Annotated in this window: 15 protein-coding genes; 5 read left to right on the top strand and 10 right to left on the bottom strand. The window is 68.9% G+C overall.

Going from position 1 to position 20679, the window contains the following annotated elements:
* Window position 1 precedes the first annotated feature (1 nt).
* The 6 genes from ACPUER_RS22245 to ACPUER_RS22270 all read right to left on the bottom strand — a co-directional run bounded on the left by ACPUER_RS22245 (window position 2) and on the right by ACPUER_RS22270 (window position 5438).
* On the bottom strand, window positions 2-1135 hold the full coding sequence (locus ACPUER_RS22245; RefSeq protein WP_425132131.1) for an amidohydrolase family protein: 1134 nt from the start codon (window positions 1133-1135) through the stop codon (window positions 2-4).
* A gap of 41 nt (window positions 1136-1176) precedes the next feature.
* Complete coding sequence (locus ACPUER_RS22250; RefSeq protein WP_425132132.1) at window positions 1177-2811, bottom strand: cation acetate symporter; 1635 nt, start codon at window positions 2809-2811, stop codon at window positions 1177-1179.
* Window positions 2808-3167: a DUF485 domain-containing protein gene (locus ACPUER_RS22255; protein WP_425132133.1), complete on the bottom strand. Its 360-nt coding sequence runs from the start codon at window positions 3165-3167 to the stop codon at window positions 2808-2810. Before ACPUER_RS22255 ends, ACPUER_RS22250 begins: the two co-directional genes overlap by 4 nt.
* A gap of 75 nt (window positions 3168-3242) precedes the next feature.
* Complete coding sequence (locus ACPUER_RS22260; protein WP_310134048.1) at window positions 3243-4469, bottom strand: FAD binding domain-containing protein; 1227 nt, start codon at window positions 4467-4469, stop codon at window positions 3243-3245.
* 1 nt (window position 4470) lies between these two features.
* Window positions 4471-4953: a VOC family protein gene (locus tag ACPUER_RS22265; RefSeq protein ID WP_425132134.1), complete on the bottom strand. Its 483-nt coding sequence runs from the start codon at window positions 4951-4953 to the stop codon at window positions 4471-4473.
* Window positions 4954-5165: 212 nt separating this feature from the next.
* A complete protein-coding gene (locus ACPUER_RS22270; protein ID WP_034184373.1) occupies window positions 5166-5438 on the bottom strand; it encodes a ubiquitin carboxyl-terminal hydrolase 14 in 273 nt (90 codons plus the stop codon).
* A 217-nt stretch (window positions 5439-5655) separates the two neighbouring features.
* Between ACPUER_RS22270 and ACPUER_RS22275 the strand changes: the two genes are divergently transcribed.
* Window positions 5656-6927 (top strand): NAD(P)/FAD-dependent oxidoreductase, encoded by a 1272-nt coding sequence (locus ACPUER_RS22275; RefSeq protein WP_175961664.1) that lies wholly within the window; start codon window positions 5656-5658, stop codon window positions 6925-6927.
* A 54-nt stretch (window positions 6928-6981) separates the two neighbouring features.
* Here the strand turns inward: ACPUER_RS22275 and ACPUER_RS22280 are convergent, their stop codons facing one another.
* Window positions 6982-12312, bottom strand: coding sequence for a trifunctional serine/threonine-protein kinase/ATP-binding protein/sensor histidine kinase (locus ACPUER_RS22280; RefSeq protein ID WP_425132135.1), 5331 nt, complete (start codon window positions 12310-12312; stop codon window positions 6982-6984).
* 111 nt (window positions 12313-12423) lie between these two features.
* On the opposite strand from ACPUER_RS22280, the gene ACPUER_RS22285 reads away from it, so the two are divergent.
* The 3 genes from ACPUER_RS22285 to ACPUER_RS22295 all read left to right on the top strand — a co-directional run bounded on the left by ACPUER_RS22285 (window position 12424) and on the right by ACPUER_RS22295 (window position 15164).
* On the top strand, window positions 12424-13908 hold the full coding sequence (locus ACPUER_RS22285) for a winged helix-turn-helix domain-containing protein (protein ID WP_310134059.1): 1485 nt from the start codon (window positions 12424-12426) through the stop codon (window positions 13906-13908).
* Window positions 13909-13939: 31 nt separating this feature from the next.
* Window positions 13940-14383: a response regulator transcription factor gene (locus ACPUER_RS22290; RefSeq protein WP_244130771.1), complete on the top strand. Its 444-nt coding sequence runs from the start codon at window positions 13940-13942 to the stop codon at window positions 14381-14383.
* 106 nt (window positions 14384-14489) lie between these two features.
* Window positions 14490-15164 (top strand): response regulator transcription factor, encoded by a 675-nt coding sequence (locus ACPUER_RS22295; RefSeq protein ID WP_175961661.1) that lies wholly within the window; start codon window positions 14490-14492, stop codon window positions 15162-15164.
* 74 nt (window positions 15165-15238) lie between these two features.
* Here ACPUER_RS22295 and ACPUER_RS22300 read toward each other — a convergent pair whose 3' ends face one another.
* The 3 genes from ACPUER_RS22300 to ACPUER_RS22310 form a co-directional block, all read right to left on the bottom strand.
* Complete coding sequence (locus ACPUER_RS22300; protein WP_425132136.1) at window positions 15239-16273, bottom strand: LysR family transcriptional regulator; 1035 nt, start codon at window positions 16271-16273, stop codon at window positions 15239-15241.
* Window positions 16274-16359: 86 nt separating this feature from the next.
* On the bottom strand, window positions 16360-17784 hold the full coding sequence (locus tag ACPUER_RS22305; RefSeq protein WP_425132137.1) for an efflux transporter outer membrane subunit: 1425 nt from the start codon (window positions 17782-17784) through the stop codon (window positions 16360-16362).
* Window positions 17781-18848 carry an HlyD family secretion protein gene (locus ACPUER_RS22310; protein ID WP_425132138.1) on the bottom strand — a complete coding sequence of 356 codons (1068 nt, stop codon included), beginning with the start codon at window positions 18846-18848 and terminating at the stop codon, window positions 17781-17783. The genes ACPUER_RS22305 and ACPUER_RS22310 overlap by 4 nt, the downstream gene beginning before the upstream one ends.
* Window positions 18849-18892: 44 nt before the next feature.
* Between ACPUER_RS22310 and ACPUER_RS22315 the strand changes: the two genes are divergently transcribed.
* Window positions 18893-20473 carry an MFS transporter gene (locus tag ACPUER_RS22315; RefSeq protein WP_175961657.1) on the top strand — a complete coding sequence of 527 codons (1581 nt, stop codon included), beginning with the start codon at window positions 18893-18895 and terminating at the stop codon, window positions 20471-20473.
* The last annotated feature ends 206 nt before the right edge of the window (window positions 20474-20679 follow it).

Below are 20679 nucleotides of genomic sequence, written 5' to 3' on the forward strand. Positions count from 1 at the left end.
GCTAGATCCCGAGCAGCTTGCCCGCATTGCCGCCGAGTATCATCGAACGCTGTTCCGCCGTCAGGTCGAGCCGGTCGAGAAAGCGGACCGGCTGCTCGTAGCCCATGTCGAAGCAGTAGTCGCTGCCGAGTACGAGCCGGTCCACCCCGACGTTCTCCATCAGGAACTTCAGCACGGGCCCCGAATGGGACACCGTGTCGTAGCTGAAGCGCCGCAGATAGCTGCTGGGCTTGTGCGCGAGCCGGCGCGTTTCGGGGCGCACGGTCCAGCCCGCGTCCAGGCGCCCGACGAGGATCGGCAGCGCGCCGCCCGCATGCGGCAACGTGACGAGCAGGTTCGGGTGGCGGTCGAGCACGCCGCCCAGGATCAGGTGCGAGCCCGCGATCGCCGTATCGAACGGATTGCCGAGCAGGTTGCTCAGGTAGAAATCGCCGAGCCGCGCGCCGCCGACGGTTTGCTGCGGATGCAGGAACACGGGCAGGCCCAGTTGCTCGATGCGTGCGAATACCGGCGCGAACAGCGGATCGTCGAGATCGCGGTTGTCGATGTTGGTGCCCATGTACACGCCGCGCACGCCCGGCAGTTGCGCCGCGCGCTCGAGTTCGTCGATCGCATCGGTCGCGTTCAGCATCGGCAGCGTCGCGAGGACGACGAACCGCGTCGGGTGCCGCCGGTAGACGCGCGACGCGGCCGAATTCCAGTCGCGCGCGAGCTTCGCGTTGAACGGCCGGTCGCCCCAGTACGCCATCGGCACGCTGAGCGACAGCGCCTGGACGTCGACGCCGGATGCATCCATGTCCTTGAGCCGCGCGTCGACGTCGATGAACTTCATCGGCAGCGGCCCGAGGCCGCCGGCGGGCGTCCGGAACGTGAACGACGCCTCGTCGCACGCGAACGAGCCGCCAAAGCGCTTGCCTTCGCCGCCGACCAGATCGCAAAAGCTTTCAGGGTAGTAGTGTGCGTGGATGTCGATCGAGCGCGGCCGGTGCCGCGGCACGGCGGTCGAGGCGGCCGGTGCGCTCGCGGTGTCGGCCGCCGATGCGGGGTGCCCGGCGACGGCCGTGCCGGCGAGCGCGGCCAACGCGCCGAGCAGGCGGCGCCGTGCCGGCGACATGCAGCAGGTGCAGTTCAACATGGTGTCTCCCACGGGATATCGATTTTTTCGGGGCGTGCGGCTCAGCCGCGTGGCGTCATGCCCATTTCGCAGGCGACGAGCTGCGTGTCGAACTGATCGCGTTCCCGTTGCGCACGGGCCGAGCGGTCGGTGACGGAGAACAGGACGACGCCGGCGAATGCCGCCGCCATCGAGAACAGCGCCGGATATTCGTACGGATAGACCGCATGCGCATGACCGAGCACCTGCACCCAGACGGTCGGGCTCAGCACGGTGAGCGTCACGGCGGTGGCGAGCCCGGTCAGGCCGCCCAGTACCGCGCCGCGCGTCGTCAGGCCGCGCCAGTAGATCGAGAGCAGCAGCACGGGAAAGTTCGAGCTTGCCGCGATCGAGAACGTGAGGCTGACGATGAACGCGATGTTCTGCTTTTCGAATGCGATGCCGAGCAGGATCGCGAGCACGCCGAGCACCACGGTCGTCCCGCGCGCCACGCGCATTTCCTCTTGATCCGAAGCGCGGCCGCGACGCAGCACGTTCGCATACAGGTCGTGCGAGATCGCCGACGAACCCGCGAGCGTCAGTCCGGCGACCACGGCCAGGATGGTCGAGAATGCGACCGCGCAGATGAAGCCGAGGAACACGTCGCCGCCGACCGCATGCGCGAGATGGACCGCGACCATGTTCGCGCCGCCCGCGATGGCGCCGGATGCGTCGCGGTACTGCGGGTCCGACGCGACGAGCGCGATGGTGCCGAAGCCGATGATGACGATCAGCACATAGCCGGCGCCGACGATGCCGGTTGCATAGAGGATGCTCTTGCGGGCCGCGTTGACGTCGCCGACCGTGAAGAAGCGCATCAGGATGTGCGGCAGGCCTGCCGTGCCGAAGATCAGCGCGAGACCGAGCGACACGGCCGAGACCGGATCGGATACCAGGCCGCCGGGGCGCATGATTGCCGCATGTTTCGGATGCACGAGAATCGCCTGCGCGAACAGCGCATCGAGGCTGAAGCCGAAACGGCCCAGCACCATGATCGCCATGAAGGCCGCGCCGGCGAGCAGCAGCACGGCCTTGATGATCTGGATCCAGGTCGTCGCCAGCATCCCGCCGAAGAACACGTAGACGACCATCAGCACGCCGACGATCAGCACCGCGACCGTGTAGTTCAGGCCGAACAGCAGCTCGACCAGCTTGCCCGCGCCGACCATCTGCGACACGAGGTACAGCAGCACGATGACGATCGAGCTCGACGCCGCGAACGCACGGATCGGCCGTTGCCGGAGGCGATAGGACACGACGTCGGCGAGCGTGTACCTGCCGAGGTTGCGCAGCGGCTCGGCGATCAGGAACAGGATGATCGGCCAGCTCGCGAGAAAGCCGACCGAATAGATCAGGCCGTCGTAGCCGCTCGTGAACACCAGCGCGGAGATGCCGAGCAGCGACGCCGCCGACATGTAGTCGCCGGCAATCGCCCAGCCGTTCTGGAACGCGGTGATCTTGCCGCCCGCGGCGTAGTGGTCGGCCACGCTGTGGTTCTTGCGCGCTGCCCAGCGCGTGATGAAAAGCGTCGACGCGACGAACAGCAGGAACATGCCGATCGCGACCGGATTGTGCCCGTGCGCCAGCGCCGCGGGGCCGGCCGCGAATGCCGGTGCCGGGCCGACGGCGGCGATCGATGCGATGAGCAGGCGTTTCATTGATCGCCTCCGTGACGAATCGACGCGACGATCGTGTCGTGCACCGAATTGGCCCGATACACGTAAAGCGCGACCAGCGCGAACGTGACGACGAACATGCCGAAACCGACCGGGATGCCCCACGGGGTAGGCCGGCCCTGCACGATCGGCTGCCCGAGCAGCGTCGGCGAAAACGCCAGCATGAGGATGAACGCGAAATAGAGGGCGAGCATGACGAGCGTCAGCGACCAGGCGAACAGCCTTCTGCGCCTGACGAGATCGCGAAAGCGGGCATCGCGCAGCAGCGGATGCGTGGCCTGTGCCGGCGCGTCCAGGTCGGATGCGGTGCCGGCGGCAGCCGGAATCGGGTGGTTCACGGTGTCTCCTTCTGGTTTGGGTATCCGGGCCGGGCAGCGGGCGCCGCGCGTCTCGCACGCGGCGCCCGTCCGCGCTCAGAAATGCGGCGGAACGGCGGTTTCCCGCATCACGACTTCCGGCGTGCGATAGCGCTCGGCCATTGCGCGCTCGGTGTCGTCTTTCAGTTGCGCCTGCATGTAGGCGCCGAGATGGCGTGCGTGCTGCACGATCGCGGCGCCGAACGCGGTGCGCGTTTCGCTGTATTCGCACAGTGCGTCGAGCGGGTCGGTGCGCGCGGCGAGTGCGGTGACGAGCGCGAGCGCATCGCCGGCGGCTTTCGTGACGCCCATCCCGCAATGCGGCCGCGCGACGAACGCGGCGTCGCCGAGCAGCGCGATCCGGCCGAACGCCATGTTCGGCACTTCGAGGTCGTAGATCGGCTGGAACAGCGGTTGCGTCGCACGCGCCACGACCTCGGCGAACTGCGGCGCAAGCAGCGCGTGCGCCGCGTCTTCCATGTCGTCGAGGACGTCGCGGCGGATCAGCGTCGGCGGAATGCCACCCGCCCACAGCTTGCCGGTCTCGTCGGTCAGCAGGTTCGGCAGGTCGGTGTCTTCGCGGGTCGCGCGATACCAGACGAAGTTGTAGCGGCGCTCGCCGGGCTTCGTGCTGTTGCCCTGGCCGGCGACCGGATAGCCGAGGATCTGCTCGTGCGGCGGCAGCCCGAACGCGAATTTTCCGAACAGCGTCGCGTGGGTCGCGTCCGACAGGCCGGCTTCGTCGACCAGCCCGCGCCAGGCGACGTAGCCCGCGTACTGCAACCGTGCGTCCGGCAGGAATTTCTCGCGGATCGCGGAGCGGAATCCGTCGGCCGCGATCACGAGATCGGCGTGCACGACCGAGCCGTCGGACAGCGTGACCGATGCGCGATCCGCTCCGTCCGCGACATCGGCGACGACGGCGCCCGAGTGGTAATGCTGGTCGGGCAGTGCCGCGCGCAGCACGTGGTACATCTTGCTCCACGCGGTCAGCGTCTGCGGCAGCCCGCGTTCCGACGCCACGGTGCCGTCCCTGGCCAGCGTGATGCGCGATTCGACCTTCACGCCGATCGATTCGTCGATGCGCACGCCCGCCGCGAGCATCACGTCGAACAGTTCCGGGTGCGTGACGATGCCGGCGCCGCGGCCCGAAAGCGCCTCGGGCACGCGTTCGAACACGTCCACGTCCCAGCCGTTGCGCAGCAGGAGATTCGCGGCAAACAGGCCGCCCAGCGAGCCGCCGATGATGGCGGCCTTGCGGTTCGTCGAAGTGCTGTCGTTCATGTCAGTCTCCGTGGGGGGCGCCGGCCGATCCGGCCGCGGCGGGAAGCGCCAGGCCGGCGACCTCGGCGGCAGGGTAGTTGAGCTCGATCGTCACGCCGGACGGATCCTCGATGAAGACCTGGTGCAGCCCGAGGCTCGGCACCGTGCGGTCGCGCCACGCGATGCCTTGCTCGCGCAGCGTGTTCCACATCGCTTCGACGCCGGTTGCGAGGAACGCGATGTGATCGACGGTGCCGGTGCCCGTCGTGGGCAGGTCCTTGTCGCCGAGATAGGCCGCGAGCCCGTCGGGGTTGGCCGGATCGACGCCGATGATGTGGACCGTGCCGTAATCGGCTTCGTCGCCGCCCTGGTAGAGCCACGCGCCGGGAAAGTCGAACGGCGGCCGGTAGCCGCGCTTGAAGCCGAGCACACGTTCGTAGAAGCGGCACGATTGCTCGAGATCGAGCGTGCGGATCGAGTAGTGCGCGAGTCTGGATACGGGCATGGGAGACTCCTTGTTTATCGAAAGATAAGTTATCGTTCGATAAACTATAGCCGAAAAGATCGGCATGACAAAGGCGCGATCGAACGGTGTTAACCCGCGGTCCGGAAAGGTGCCGGATCGATGTGACAGGTGGGGGCGACGGGCGGCTCGTCGTGGGACACGGGCGCGCGCGGGCGCCGGATCCCGGCGCGCGGCGCGCGGCGCGCGGCGCGTTACGACGCGATCTCGCCGGCCATGACGTCGTCCGCATAACACCAGACCCAGCGCTCGCCGGGTTCGATCGAACGCGCGAGCGGGTGGCCGGTTTCGTGAAAATGCCGGCTGGCGTGGCGATTCGGCGACGAGTCGCAACAGCCGACGTGCCCGCATGTCAGGCACAGGCGCAAATGCACCCACTGGCTGCCGGACTTCACGCATTCCTCGCAGTAGTCCTTGTCGGTGGTCAGGATGCGCGCTTCGCCGAGATGGGTGCAGGTCGTGGTCATCTTCCGCTCCGATGCCGGCGCCGGAGATCGCTCGCAGCGCGGCCGGCGCGAAGCTGCGAGCGGGGTTGGATACGGTGCATTGTGGACGGCCGTGTCGCGCGCGGACCTTAATTCTTATTAAGCATGTCAACCCGGGCGGCAGGGGGACGTACAGTCGCAAGTGCGCCCGGCGCGAGGTCCGGGCGAGATCCGACACGACGGCCACCGGGAGGCGCTCATGACTCAGCCGCAGCATGTCAAGGTAATCGGTTTGCCGAACAGCAAGGAGGCCTACGCAATCCGCGACTTCCTGAAGCGCGGCGTGATCGAGTACGAATGGTGCGAACTGACGTCCGACACCGATTGCGCGCGCGAGCTGGGCATCGCGCCGCTGCGCGATATCCGGCTGCCGGTCGTCATCTTCCCGGACGGTTCGCGCATCTACCAGCCGACGCTGCCGGAGATTGCCGCGAAGCTCGGCTGGGTCGCCCGGCCTCGCTTCATCGAGTACGACGTATCGATTTACGGCGCCGGTCCCGCCGGCCTGTCGGCGGCCGTCTACGCGGCGTCGGAAGGGCTGCGCGCCGTCGTGATCGAACGCGATGCGATCGGCGGGCAGGCGGGAACGAGTTCGCTGATCGAGAATTACATGGGGTTCCCGGAGGGCATTCCGGGCGCCGAGCTGGCCGAGCGCGCGCGCCGGCAGGCGGTGAAGTTCGGCGTCGAGCTACTGATGATGCGCGAGGGCGTGCACGCGACGTTCGTCGACGGCAAGATTCGCGTCGACCTGGCCGACGGCTCGATCCTGACCGCGCGCTCGAACATCTGCGCGACCGGGATCGAATACCGCAGTCTCGGCCTGCCCGACGAACGGAAGTTTCTCAACGCCGGCCTGTTCTACGGCGCGGGATCGAGCGAAGCGCCGATGTGCGAAGGCAAGCACGTGTTCATCGTCGGCGGCGGCAATTCGGCCGGCCAGGCCGCGATGAACTTCGCGCGGCACGCGCGCGAAGTCACGATGATCGTCAGGGGCGCGTCGCTGGCGGCGACGCTGTCGCGCTACCTGATCGACCGGATCGAGCGCACGCCGAACGTGACGGTGCGGTACGGCTCGACCGTCGACGCGCTGCACGGCGACGGCCGGCTCGAAGCGATCGTGCTGCGTTCGGAAGACGGCGCGCGCGACGTGCTGCCGGCCACGCACCTGTTCGTCTGCATCGGCGGTGCGCCGAACACCGAATGGGCCCGGGATACGAACATCATCCGCAATCCGGGCGGTTATCTGGTGACCGGCAGCGATCTGTACGACTGCCCGGCATTCGAGCGCGTGTGGCCGCTCGAGCGCCGACCCTACTATCTGGAAACGAGCGTGCCCGGCTCGTTCGCGGCGGGCGACGTGCGGTCGGGTTCGGTCAAGCGGGTGGCGTCGGCGGTCGGCGAAGGGGCGATGGCCGTGACGTTCGTGCACCGGTTCCTCGGCGAAGACGCGCATCGGCCGAGCGGCACCTGAGCCTGAGCCGAGCCCGAGCCGCGCGCCGGTTCCGCCGCGCGCTCGGCCCATGCGTCAGCGTGCCGTCGAAATCGGCAGCCGGAACGTCAGTACGGTGCCGCTCTCGTCGCGCGGCGCGACTTCGAGCGTGCCGCCATGCGCTTCGACGATCGAGCGGCAGATCGCGAGGCCCATCCCCATGCCGTGCGATTTCGTCGTGAAGAACGGATCGAAGATCCGGTTCGCGATATCGGCATCGATGCCGGCGCCGCGGTCGGCAATGGAGACGACCGCGTAATCGTCGCCGACATGCGACGCGATCTCGAGTTCGCGCGACGTGGCCAGTCCGTCCATCGCGTCGAGCGCGTTGGTGACCAGGTTCAGGATCACCTGCTGGATCTGCGTGCGATCCGCCATCACGCGGATGTCGCTGCAATGCAGGTCGACGCACAGCGCGACCTGCTTCGCGTCGATTTCGGTTGCGGTGAGGTGCAGCATGTCGCGAATCAGGTCGTCGATCGCGAGCGGCGCCAGCGCGGGCGGTGCCTGGCGTGCGAGCGATCGCAACGCGCGGACGATGTCGGCCGCCCGCACGCCGGACGCACGGATGTCCTCGAGGCTCGCGAGCGCTTCGCCGAGATCGGGCTGCGCGCCGCGCAGCCAGCGCATGCACGCGCCGACGCTCGACACGATGCTCGTCAGCGGCTGATTGATCTCGTGCGCGATCGACGCGGCCAGTTCGCCCATCACCGTCATGTGCGCGGTGCGCGCGAGCTCGGTCCGTGCATGCCGCAGCGCGGCCTCGGTCTCGAGCCGGCGCGTGTTTTCGTCGATCAGTTCCGCGTAGAGCCGCGCTGATTCGAGCGCATTGGCGGCCTGCGGCGCGAGCACTTCCAGCATCGCGATGCGCCGCGGCGAAAACACGCCGTTGGACAATGCATTCTCGAGATACAGCACGCCGATCAGCGCACCCTGCTTCAACAGCGGCAGGCAGAACAGCGAGCGCGTCGGGTGCGCGCGCAGGCTGTCGGCGTGGTCGGGAACGCCTTCACGCTGCGCGTTCGCGAGCACGACTGGCTTGCGGGTCCGGGCGACGGTGTTCAGGATCGACAGCGGGACATCCTGCTCGGTGGGTTCGCTGCGGGCAATGTCGACGATCACGTCGCTGCCGACGGTCCGCGCGGCGGCCTCGATCGTCAGCCGGTCGTGCCGGACGAGCAGCAGCAGGCCATAACGCGCGCCGGCATACACGATCATGTTGCGCATCAGCGTCTGGATCAGGCGCTCCAGCACGATTTCCTCGGACAGCGAATGGGCCGCGCGCATCGCGAGCGAGAAATCCAGATCTTCGCGCGCGGGCATGGCCGGGCCGCCCGGCGACGGGTCCATCACGAGGAACGGATGCTGCGCTTCCAGCGCCTGCGTCTTGCCGGCCGCACCCCAGCGCCGGTAGCACGCATGGGCGAGCCGCAACTGATGGCGGGCGGGGCCGGCGAGCCCGAGCGACGTGGCGTGATGCGCGGCCAGTTCGTGCGCGAGCGCCTGTTCGTGCACGAAACCGCGTTCCGCCGCGAGGCTGGCCGAGACCTCGTACTGCTGCATCGCGACGATATGTTCGCCGCGCACGCGTGCGAATTCGGCATCGATCAGCGCGAGCTTGTTGCGGAACGTGCCCGGATTGCGCTCGCTCCACGCTGCGAAGCGCGCGCGTTGCGGCGCATGGCGTTCGAGCAGCCGCTCGGGCGGCGTGGCGCCGCGGTCGCTCGCGATGCCGGCCAGCACGCCGAACAGGTGGAAGTCGGACAGCATGATGTGCGCGGGTGTCGACCACGCGCTCGATGCGGCCGCGTCGAGCGACGCGCGCGCCGCGTCCGCGTCGCCGAAAATGAAGGCCGCCTGGCCGGCGAGCACGTCGGTCCAGAACTGCAGGACCGACATCGGCGTCTTCGTCGACGCACGGGTACGCCAGGTGCCGACCGGCCGGTGGTAGCCGAGCTGCAGCGCGTCGACGAATTCCGACTGGGTGGAAACGAGGTCGACGATGTCGTCGTAACGCGCACCGCGTGCGATCTGCAGCAGCGGATCGATCTCGTCGCGGATCGTCGGCAGTGCTTCGCCCATCGCGAGCAGATCGCTGACGATGTGGTTGCAGCTGTAGCACATCCAGCGCAGCTCGGCGCTCGCATTGCCCGCCGCTTTCGCATCGCGCGCGCGCTCGAGCGCGTACGACAGCGGCCGGGTCCAGACGCTCACCTGGTCGAGCGCGATCAGCGTTGCGGAGCGGTAGCGCTCGAAGCCGTGGCGATCGACCAGCGCGAGCGCGACCTTCGCGAATTCGAGGCCGTCCTCATACGCGTCGTGATGCCCGGCAATGCTGACGCCGTACCACGCGAGCCCCTGCACCGACGCGGCGGTGACGCCGTGGCGCAGGGTCAGCCGGACCATCGTCGCGAAATGCAGCAACATCAGCCCGCCGCTCGGATAGAACATCGCGGCTTCGAGCGCGGTCAGCAGCGCCATCGCGGCTTCGACGCGCGTGTCCGTCATCACGGGCAGGTCGACGAGTTCGCCGATGGCGCGGCCATCGAGCGCATCGCGCACGGCGTCGCACGCCGCCGCGAGATCGGCCTCGACCGGCTCGGCCGGCAGTACGACGCCGAGCAGCGCGAGCCCGGCCAGCGCGACGTCGACGGCCTGCCGGTAGCGCGACTCCACCGTGAGCTGCGCGGCCTTCAGCCGGTGGGCCTCGGCGCGATCGGCCGGCGTGCGCGTCCGCGCCATGAGCTCGTCGATCGCATCGGATGCCTGCGCGGTTTCGCCGGTCGCGAGCAGCAGGCCGCTGCGCAGGATGCCGATCCGGCTCGCGAGACCGTAGTGTTGCGACCATGCGTGAGGACCGAGCAGCGAATGCGCGGTCGCGAGAAACGACAGCGCGCGATCGCGCGCGGCAACGATCGCCGCGGCCGCGGCGGCCGCGACCAGGGCATCCGCGAATGCGAGTGCCAGCGCGCCGTCGAGCGGTGCGGTTTTCGCCTGCTCGATCTGGGCGGCGAGTTCCAGCAGGGATTCGGTCGACTGCGCGTCCGCGCGCCCGAGCATCGCGGCGGCGATCCGGGCATGGCACTGCGCGCGCTCCGCCCGCCCGATGACCGCGTAGACGGCCTCGAGGATGCGGTCGTGAACGAAGCGCCAGCGGTTGCCGGAGAGCGACACGAGGCCCGCCTGGCGCGCGGGGTCCAGCCAGAAGCGGAGTTCGGCCCACGTCTTGCCGGCGGCGGCGCAGAACAGCGCGTCGTCGGCATCGGTGCCGATGCAGGCCAGCAGCGACAGCAGCGTTCTCGATTCATGCGGCAGCCGCTGCATCCGGATCGCGAGCAGGCTCACGACATTCTCGGTCGGGCGGCGCGCGTCGATGTCGGCCGCATCCCATTGCCACGTTTGTCGCGCCGGGTCGTAGCCGAGGAGCCGCTCGTCGATCAGCGTGCGCAGCAACTGCTGGATGTGGAACGGATTGCCGCCCGTCCTGCGGTGAACGATGTCGCCGAGCCCGGACAGCCGGTCCGGCGCCTCCCCGAGCAGGCCGGCCAGCATGCGCGTGACGTCGGGTGCGTCGAGCGGCGCCAGCGTCAGGGCCGACAGGCGGGTGGGGTCGAGCTGCTGCAGGAAGCGGCGGAATGCCGGCGGGTGGTCGTGCTGCGGCCCGCTTCGATAACCGGCAACGACGCAGACATTGGCCGGCGGATCGACAGCGATCGACGCGAGAAACGCGAGCGTCGCGTCGTCGGCCCACTGGATGTCGTCCAGCACCATGACGAGCGGTTCGGCCGGCGCCGCGAATGCGCGGAAGGCATTCACGACGATCTGGCATAGGTGAAATTCCGGAATCGCATCGGTATGGTCGAACGCGACGGGCTCGACATCGAGCAACCACGCGATCTCCGGGAAGATGCCTGACAGCAGGTTGGCCTGACGGCCCACGCAGTCGCGCAGCCGCGCGGAGATCGCCGCGATTTCGTCGTCGCGCCTGGCCAGCGCGCTGCCGAACAGCGCGCGCAGGGCCTGCAGCACGGGCGCGTAGGGCCGCGCGGGCTGGAACTGATCGACCTTCGCCGACGTGCACCAGGCCGTGCGCGACGCCGCCCGCGCATGGCGCATGAAGTCCTCGGCCAGCGCGGTCTTGCCGACGCCGGCCGGCCCGTCGATCAGCACGATGGCCGTCTTGCCGGTTTGCGATACGGCCGCCAGCACCGCCTCGAGCCGGCGGGATTCGGCTTCACGGCCGACCAGCAGGTCGGGCGCGTGCAATCCGGCGAGCGGATCGCTGCCGCCGAGCGCGAACGGCTCGACGCGGCCTGCCGCCAGCCAGTCGCGCCGGATACGTTCGAGATCGTGCTGCACCGCTTCGCAGGACGGGTAGCGATCGGCGGGCTCCTTGGCGATCAGTTTCAGGATCAGGTCGTTCAGGATCGCAGGCAGGTCGTCGCGAAAGGTCGTGGCCGGCGACGGCTGCATCGCGACGTGCGCGTGGACCCATTCGGACGTCGACGTGGCCTTGTAAGGCATCGCGCCCGTCAGCAGGCGGAACAGCGTGATGCCGAACGCATACAGGTCGGAGCGCTCGTCGACGCATGAGCCTTCGGATACTTCGGGCGCCGCGTAGGCGGCGAAATCCGTGCGCATCGTACTCGCCGCGGCGCGTTCCGTCCGACGATTCCACGCATGGGCGAACGAGCGGAGCATGACCGTACCGTCCGGCGCGACGGCGAAACTGGCCGGTTGCAGATCGCCATGCAGCCAGCCGCGCCGATGAAGCTGCCCGAGCGTGCGCGCGGCCTGGATCGCGGCGTCGAGAAAGACGTCGAGCGGCAGCCGCCCGTCCGCCAGCGTGTCGAACGCACGCACGTCCGGGCGAGGATAGACGAGCACCGGGCCGTCCGCGGCGCGGATCAGCGCAACCGGCATGATCGCCCACGCCGGTTCCAGCGCTTCGTTCAATGCGTATTCGTGCTCGAATTGCCGGCAGCGCTGGTCGGATTCCCACCCGGTCTGGCATGCGGACCATACGCGCGTCGTCCAGGCGTCGGTGAGGTCGAACCACAGCACGTCGCCCGAACGGACCGCATTCGACATGCGGGCGCGCGCCAGCCAGTCGGCATCCATTCGGTTCGTGTCGTCCGGGTCTCTCAAGGGTTGGTTCACGGTGAGGGCAGGCTGGGTGGAGCAGGGCGAAACCGGCGCGTAAAACGGGGGCGGCCGGGCTGGGTTGCGCGCGTCTGGGCAGCGCCGTGCATTGTCCGCCAGCCTGAGGAAATTTGCAGCACCCCCGGCACACGCCGTTCCCGACGACCGGGCTGGCCGGTACCCGACTAAACCTATAGATAATGGTCGGCGCGCCTGTCGCGCCATACCATGGGTTCAGGCCTTCCGACACGCATCGCTGCGACTGGGCGGCCGGAACAGAGGGCGTCGCCTCGCGAGGCGGCGCAAGGTGCGGAGCAGCATAAGCGAGTGCGGATCATGTACACGTTCGGGCGGGTGACGGTTTCCCTTGAGTGCCGCGAAGTCTGCGTCGACGGGCAGCCCCGGTATATCGGCGCCCGGGCATTCGAGATTCTCGAGCTGCTGGTGAAGGCGGCCGGCAGGCTCGTGTCGAAGGACGAGATCATGCAAGCCGTGTGGCCGAACACGATCGTGGTCGAGAACAACATCCAGGTGCACATCTCGACGCTGCGCAAGCTGTTCGGCGGCAAGCACGGGTGGATACGGACCGAATCGGGCCGCGGCTATCGGCTCGCTCCGCCGGTCGACCCGGACCACGCCGAGCGCCTGCCGGCCGGGTTCGAGCCGGCAGGCGGCGTTCGTGCGGGCGCGGTGCCGCGCAAATGTCCGCTGATCGGCCGGGAGCAGGAAGCGGCCGAGTTGCACGCGCTGCTCGAGCGAGAGGCGCTCGTCACGCTGGTCGGCCCCGGCGGCGTCGGCAAGACGCATCTCGCGCTGGACGTCGCCACGGCCTGGTCGGCGGTGCGCGGCATCGAGATGGTCCGGATCGATCTCGCCGGCTGGCAGGGCGACGCGACGCTGGCGTCGGCGGTGCTGGACGCGCTCGACCTGCCGGGCAGCCGCGGCGCCGAACCTGCCGACGTCGTGCGTGCGATCGGCGAGCAGCGCGTCATGCTGGTGCTCGACAATGCCGAGCAGCACATCGACGATCTGGCGGACCTCTGCGAAGCGATCGCGGAGGCGAATGCCGGCGCGACACTCGTCGTGACTAGCCGCGAACCCCTGCGGGTCGCGGGCGAACGCGTTTATCGCGTCGGCCCGCTGCCGGCGCCGCCGGCCGGCGCGAACGACGGCGAGATCGTCGCGTGCGGCGCCGTCCGCATGTTTCTGGCGCGGGCTCGCGCGATGGGCACCGACATTCCGGCGGACACGAAGACGCTGGACGCGATCGCGACCATCTGCCGCCGCCTGAGCGGCCTGCCGCTCGCGCTCGAGCTCGGCGCGGCCCGGGTCGCGTTGCTCGGGATCCAGGGGCTGGCAGCCGATCTCGACAAGTCCGTCCTGTCGTTGTCCGGCGGCCTGCGTACGGCCCATCCGCGCCAGCAGACCCTCAGGGCCACGATCGAATGGAGCTATCGGCTGCTCGACGATGCGGAGCGCACCGTGCTGTGCCGCATCGCGGTGTTTCCGGATGCGTTCCGGCTCGATGCGGCGTGCGCGGTGGCAGCCTGCGACGAACTGGGCGCCGCCCGGGTGCTCGACTGCCTGGCCAGTCTTGCATCGAAATCGCTGCTGGTCGTTCATTCGGTCGGGCTCTCGAAGCGCTATTCGCTGCTGGAGGTCGTGCGCGCGTATGCGCTCGAGAAGCTGGCGGAATCGGGCGAGGCCGGCCGCGTCCATGCCCGGTGTGCGTCCTTCGTCGGCGAGGAACGCGCGGATACACTGCCGCCGACGCCGGCAGCGCCCGCGCAACCGCTGCTGGTGGCAGGACCGTGGGCATGACACACGGGTTGTGCGGGCGTCGCGCGCGGCGGTGACGCCCGTCGATGCGGCGCAAGCCGCGTCGCGATGTTCTGGATTGACAAAATTCTCAGGTTCTCATTTCATGGCCATTGTTTGCATCATCGATGACGATGCGTCGGTCCGTAAGAGTCTTGCCAGCTTGCTGAAATCGGCTGGTCATACCGCACTGCCATTCGCGTCGGGCGAGGAATTCCTCGCGGCCGGCCCGCTGGACGGCGCGGCTTGCGTGCTGGTCGATCTGAAGATGAAGGGTATGAGCGGTCTCGACGTTCAACGCCTGCTGGTTCAGCGCAAGGCGACGCTTCCGGTCATCTTGATGTCGGCGCACGGCGACGACGAGTCGGTGCGCCGCGCGCTCGCGCAAGGCGCGGTCGCGTTCCTGCGCAAGCCGTTTCCATCGGACGATATGCTCAACCTGATCGATCAGGTCGCATCCGGCGCGCCTCCCGCGTGAGCGGCAGCGCGTCGACCGGCCGCGCCGCGTGAGGCGTGGCGGTTCCGCTCGGCTTTTTCTTAGTTTATCATTCGATAATGAAGCGGATGCATACACAGGGAATTCAATGACGAGCACGCTGGACATGACGTCGACCGGCAACCGGGGCGCGGGCGATCCCGCGCCGATCGTCTATGTGGTCGACGACGACGAAACGCTGCGGCGCGCGTTGAGCGCACTGTTGCGTTCGGCGGGGTTTCGCGTCGAGACGTTCGCGTCGTCGCGGGCGTTTCTCGCGTTCGAGCGGCCCGACGTGCCGAGCTGCCTGATCCTCGACGTGCGTCTTGTCGACGAGAGCGGGCTGGCCGTTCAGGAGGAAGCGGTGCGTGCGGGCCTGAACGTGCCGATCCTGTTCATGACCGGTTACGGCGACGTGGCCACGACGGTCAAGGCGATGAAGGGCGGCGCGCTCGACTTCCTGACGAAGCCGTTCGACGACGAAGCGATGCTCGATGCCGTCGGCCATGCGCTGGCCCGCGACGGCGAGCGCCTCGCGCGCGAGCGCGCGCTGGACGCGGTGCGCCAGGCCTATGCGTCGTTGACGCCGCGCGAACGCGAAGTGATGAGCCAGGTGGTCGCGGGCCTGATGAACAAGCAGATCGCGGCGAATCTCGGCCTGCAGGAAATCACGGTGAAGGTGCATCGGGCCCAGGTGATGAAGAAGATGCTGGTTCGCACGCTGCCGGATCTCGTGCGGCAAGCCGAAGCGCTGGGCGTGCGCCCGGCCGGCGCACGCGACTGAACGAGCGTGCCGGCGCGGTCGACGTAACGGCGCCGGCTTCGGCGGGCGGGGCCCGATGACGCGGGCGACGGCGTTCATGCGGCCACTTCGCTGTCGGCATCCGCGGCGTGCGTGACGACGTGCGCGTCGCGCCGCGCTGCCGGCCGCGCGTCGGGGCTGCCGTCGAACGCGGCGACGAGATGTTCGGCGAGCGTTCTGATGCGCACGGGCAGGTTCCGGCGCGAGTGATAGAGCAGCGACGCGCCGAGGTCGCCGACCTGCCAGTCGGGCAGCAGGCGAACGAGTTCGCCGTCGCGCTCGAGCGGCCGCGCGAGATGCTCCGGAAGCACGGCGAAGCCGGTGCCGCGCGTCGTCGCGAGAATCAGCGTATCGAGGCAGTTCGAGCGGATCGCGCCGGCCAGCCGTATCTCGGCGGTCGCGCCGGTACGCCGGTGCCGCAGCGGCCATGCCGAACCGCCGCTACCCGGTTTGCTGCCGTGCGCATCCATGCGTTCGAGCGCCTGCGGCGTGTCCGCTGCGCCGCCTGCGGCCCGATACCGCGGGCTTGCGTAAAGGCCCATCGGGATGCGCCCGAGGCCCCGCTCGACGCACGTCAGACTCGACGTTCGTTCGGTGACGATCGACAGATCCGTTGCGCCGCTCAGGGCCGCGCTCGGGTGATCGACCCAGTCGACGCGGATTCGCACGAGCGGGTGCTGCCGATTGAACTCGGCCAGGACGGGCACCAGGCGATCTACGCTGAACAGGTTCGAGACCTCGATCGAGATGTCGCCTTGCATCTCGCTTGCATTGGCGTGACAGCATACGGAAAAGCGCTCGTACTGCTGCAGCAACGCGAGCGCCTGCTCGAGCACGTCCTGACCCACGCGCGTCAGCGTCACTTTGCGCGTCGTGCGGTGAAACAGCAGCACGCCGAGCGACGTCTCGAGGCACCGGATCGCGCGGCTGATACAGGGGACGCCGAGCCGGTGGGCCTCGGCGGCTTTCGTGAAGCTGCCTTGTTCGGCAACCGTCTTGAGTATCTCGAGTGTTTTCAGGCGATCCATGACAGGTCTCGCTTCGGTGGATTCGTATGTGACCAATCTATGCGGCACACCGGTACCGGGCAACACAAAAAACGTTAGGTAAGCTTAAGAGCGATATGAAAATACGTGAGGCCGTTTGAACGGAGGCCGAGGGCGCGTCGATGTTTTTTTCAGAACCGGTCCGCGCGATTCGCGACGTCCGCCGGTCTCGCCGCAGGCGGCGTCCACCCGCCGCCCAGCGCGCGCACGAGATTGACCGTCGCGATCGCGAGTGCCTGGCGGCTATGAATCAGCTGGCGTCGCGCATTCAGTGCGTCCCGGTCCGCATCGATGACCTCGAGATAACTGACGTAGCCGTGCCCGTAACGGCTCAGCGACAATCGCGCCGCCGCTTCGGTGGCGCGCGCCGCGCTGTCGTAGCGAACGATCCGCTCTTTCTGCGCGGCGATGTCGTTGAGTGCGTCCTGAACCTCGCGCAGCGCGCCCAGCGCGGTCGCGCGATAGTTCGCGTCGGCGAGTTCCGCGCCTGCCTTCGCGGCGGCCACCGCGGCTTCGCGCTTGCCGCCGTCGAACACCGTTTCGGCCACGCTCGCGCCGAGGCCCCACAGCGAACTGTTGCGGTCGAGAAACGTGCCGAGGTCGCGGCTGGCGAACCCGCCCTGGGCGGTCAGCGTCAAGGTCGGAAGCCACGCGGTGCGGGCGACGCCGATTTCGAGCGATGCCGCGTCGACGCGGCGCGCCGCCGCATAGACGTCCGGCCGTTGCGCGAGCAGCGCGGACGGCAGGCCGGGCGGCACCTCCGGCACGCGCATGGCGGAGGCGGTCGGCGCGATCGAGAATGCGCTCGGGGAGACGCCGGTCAGCACGGCGAGCGCGTCGACGAGGTTTTCGCGCAGCCGCCGGCTGTCCGCGAGATCGGCGCGAGCCGTATCGAGATCGGCCGCCGCGCGCAGCGCGTCGAGATCGCTTGCCGCGCCGGCCCGCACGCGTGCGGCGATCACGTCGAGTGCGGTGCGTCGCAGCTCGATCGCGCGGGCCAGCGTCGCGAGATCCTGCTCGACGAAATGGAGCGTCAGGTAATCGCTCGCGACGTCGGTCGCGACGCGCAGGCGAACGGCCGCACGATCCGCGTCTGCCTGCAGCACGTTCTGCCGGCCGATCTCCGCATCGCCGCGCAGGCGCCCCCACAGATCGACTTCATAGCTGGCGTTGAACGGCACCGACCAGTTGTGCATCGTGCGTTTCGGCAACGCGTTGTCGACCGTGCCGGATACGCGCGAGCGGCTGAACGACGGATCGACGCCGACGGTCGGCGCCAGTGCGGCTTCGCGCACGCCGAGCAGCGCCTGCGCCTGGTCGACGCGCGCCGCGGCGGCGCGGATGTCGTGGTTGCCGGCGAGCGCGGCATCGACGAGCGCGACGAGCGGCGGAGCGCCGAACGATGCGGGCCATTCGACGAGCGACGGGGCGGGTTCGTCGGGCCCATCCGCATGGCGGAACCGGTCGGTTCCGACCGCGACTGGGGCGAGCGGCTGCGGCGCGATCGTGCACGCGCTCAGCAGGCCGGCGGCGAGCAGGGCGGCGATGCGGGTCATGGCTGCTCGCGGGTGCGTTGCAGCGAGACGACGGCCGACAGGCCGGGCCGAATGCGCGGTTCGGCCGAGGCCGGGCCGTCCAGCAGGATCTTGACCGGCACCCGCTGCGTGACCTTCGTGAAATTGCCGGTCGCGTTGTCGGGCGGCAACAGCGCAAATTGCCCGCCGGTCGCGGGCGACAGGCTGTCGACGTGCCCGCTGAAGGTCCGGTCCGGCAGCGCGTCGAAGCGCAACTGCACGACGTCGCCGGCGCGGACGTGCCGGAGCTGGGTTTCGCGGAAGTTCGCGACCACCCACGGATGCGGTTCGACGAGCGTGAGCAGCGCCTGGCCGGGCGCGACATGCTCGCCGGTCTCGACGGTCTTCTTGCCGACGTAGCCGTCCGACGGCGCCACGACGGTCGTGTACTGGCGCTGGAGCTCCGCATCGCGCAACTCGGCGTCGTTCTGGTTCGACACGGCATCGGCGGCCTGCTGCGCGGCCTGCGCGCTGCGCCGCTGCGCGTCGGCCGCCTCGATGCGTGCGCGGGCGGACTTGCGCGCCGCGTTGGCGGCGTCGAATTCCTGCTGCGACAATCCGCGCGGGGTTTCGCGGGTCAGTTCGCGTGCCCGTGCGTAGTCGAGCTCGGCCTTCTCGGCGTCGGCATGCGCCGACACGAGCGTCGCTTCCGCTTGCTCGACCAGCGCCTTCGCGCGGCTCGCATCGGAGCGCGCCTGCGCGACGCGGGCCCGCTGCAGCGCGACGCGCACGTCGAAATCGCGCGGGTCGAGCCGCACGAGCGGGTCGCCCGCGTGCACGAACTGGTTGTCGTTCACCAGCACGCGCTCGACCGTGCCGGCCACGCGCGGCGAGATCACGTGCAGGTGGCCCGTCACGTACGCGTCGTCGGTGCCGCGATCATGCGCGTCGAATTCATAGACCAGCAGCGCGACGAGCAACAGCGCGCATCCGGCGATCGATACGACCGGCCATTTGCGCGAGCGCGCGGCGGAAGTGGGCGGCGTGTCCGGCGGGTTCGTGGTCACGATCGGGATACTCCATCGAAAAGACAGGGTTTGTCGCATCGCGCTATGCTTGCGCGAGCTTTTTGTGCGGGAGCCGCTCGACGATGAACACCACGTTCGCCCCCGGTGGCGCGACACCGGGGCCGGCCGCAGCGCCGGCCTCCGACATACCGACGTTTCGTTCGATCGCCGCGATCGCGGCCGTGCTGCTCGGCGCGATCATCGCGACCTTGACGTCGCGCATCACGTCGCTCGGGCTCGCCGACATACGCGGTGCGCTTGGCGTCGGGTTCGACGAGGGCGCATGGATCAACACCGCGTTCATCGCGTCGCAGATGTTCGTCGGGCCGCTCGCGATCGCGGCGGCCTTCGTGTTCGGCACGCGTCGCGTGCTGCTGGCGGGCGCCGCGGTATTTCTGGTCGTCGAAAGCGTGCTGCCGCTGTGCACGAACTTCGGCGCGTTCATCGTGTTCCAGAGCCTGGCCGGTTTCGCGTCCGGCGTGTTCGTGCCGCTGACCGTCGGGTTCGTCGTCCGCACGCTGCCGCCGCGGCTGATTCCGTTCGGCATCGCCGCGTATGCGATGAACCTCGAGATGTCGCTCAACCTGTCGGCGACGCTCGAAGGGTGGTACAGCGAACACCTGAGCTGGCGCTGGCTGTTCTGGCAGAACGCATTGCTGACCGTGCCGTTCATCGTCTGCCTGATGCTGTCGCTGTCCACCGAGCCGATCAAGCGCATCGCGTCCGGTATCGATACGCGCGGCATGCTGCTCGGCGCCGGCGGGTTCGCGTGCCTGTGCATCGCGCTCGATCAGGGCGAGCGGCTGTTCTGGTTCCAGTCGCCGCTGATCGTCGCGCTGCTGTGCATCGGCATCGTGATGGTGGCCGCGTTCCTGATCCACGAACTGACGTCGCGACGGGCCGGGCTCGATCTCGGCTACCTCGCGCTGCCCAACGTCGCGTTGCTGATCCTGCTCGTCGGCCTCGTGCGCTTTACCGTGCTCAACACGAGCTTCATTCCGTCGGCGTTTCTCGCGAGCACCTACGGGCTTCGCCCGCTGCAGATCGGCGATACGCTGCGCTGGATCGCGATGCCGCAGCTGCTGTTCGCGCCGTGCGTGGCGTGGCTGCTGCAACGCGTCGATCCGCGCCGGCTGATCGTGGCCGGCTTCGCGATGGTGGCGGTCGCGTTCGCGCTCGGCGCGCGCCTCACGCCCGTCTGGGCCGAACCCGACTTCATCCCGTCGCAGCTGCTGCAGGCGCTGGGTCAGACGATGGCACTCACGTCGGTCGTGTTCTTTTTCGGCAAGCACGCGACGGCCGAGCATGTACTGACGTTCGGCGCCGTCGTGCAGACGACGCGCCTGCTGAGCGGGCAGCTCGGCACGACGTCGATCGCGGTGGTCCAGCGCATCATGGAGGCTACCCATTCGAATCTCGTCGGTCTGCATGTCACGCTGTCGGATCCGCAAACGCTGGAGCGCCTGCGGGCCGGCGCGGCGTTGCTCGTGTCGCACGGCGCGACCTTCGCGACCGGCGACCAGGCGGCTTATGCGCTGCTCGACCGGGCGGTTCGCATCCAGGCGACCACGCTCGCGCTGGCCGACAATTTCCGTGTCGCGACGGCTTTCGCGGTCGCGGGGGTGTTGATCGGCTTGCTGCTCAGGCCGGCGCGTGCGCCGTGAGCGCGCGGCGCCGGATCGGCGGATATGCCGCATCGACGATCCTGGCGATCGCGCCCGCCGCAACGCAATGGCGGCGACCTGAAAAATCCTGAAACGTACTGAAGGGGGGGCCCGCCCCCCCCCCCCGCCCCCCCCCCCCGGCGCCATGTTGCCGCGCCCGCTCAGGCCACCTTGTCGGCGATCCGGTAACGCTCGAGCCAGTGCGC

It is taken from the genome of Burkholderia sp. DN3021, from assembly GCF_049805555.1.
Lineage (GTDB): Bacteria > Pseudomonadota > Gammaproteobacteria > Burkholderiales > Burkholderiaceae > Burkholderia > Burkholderia pyrrocinia_C.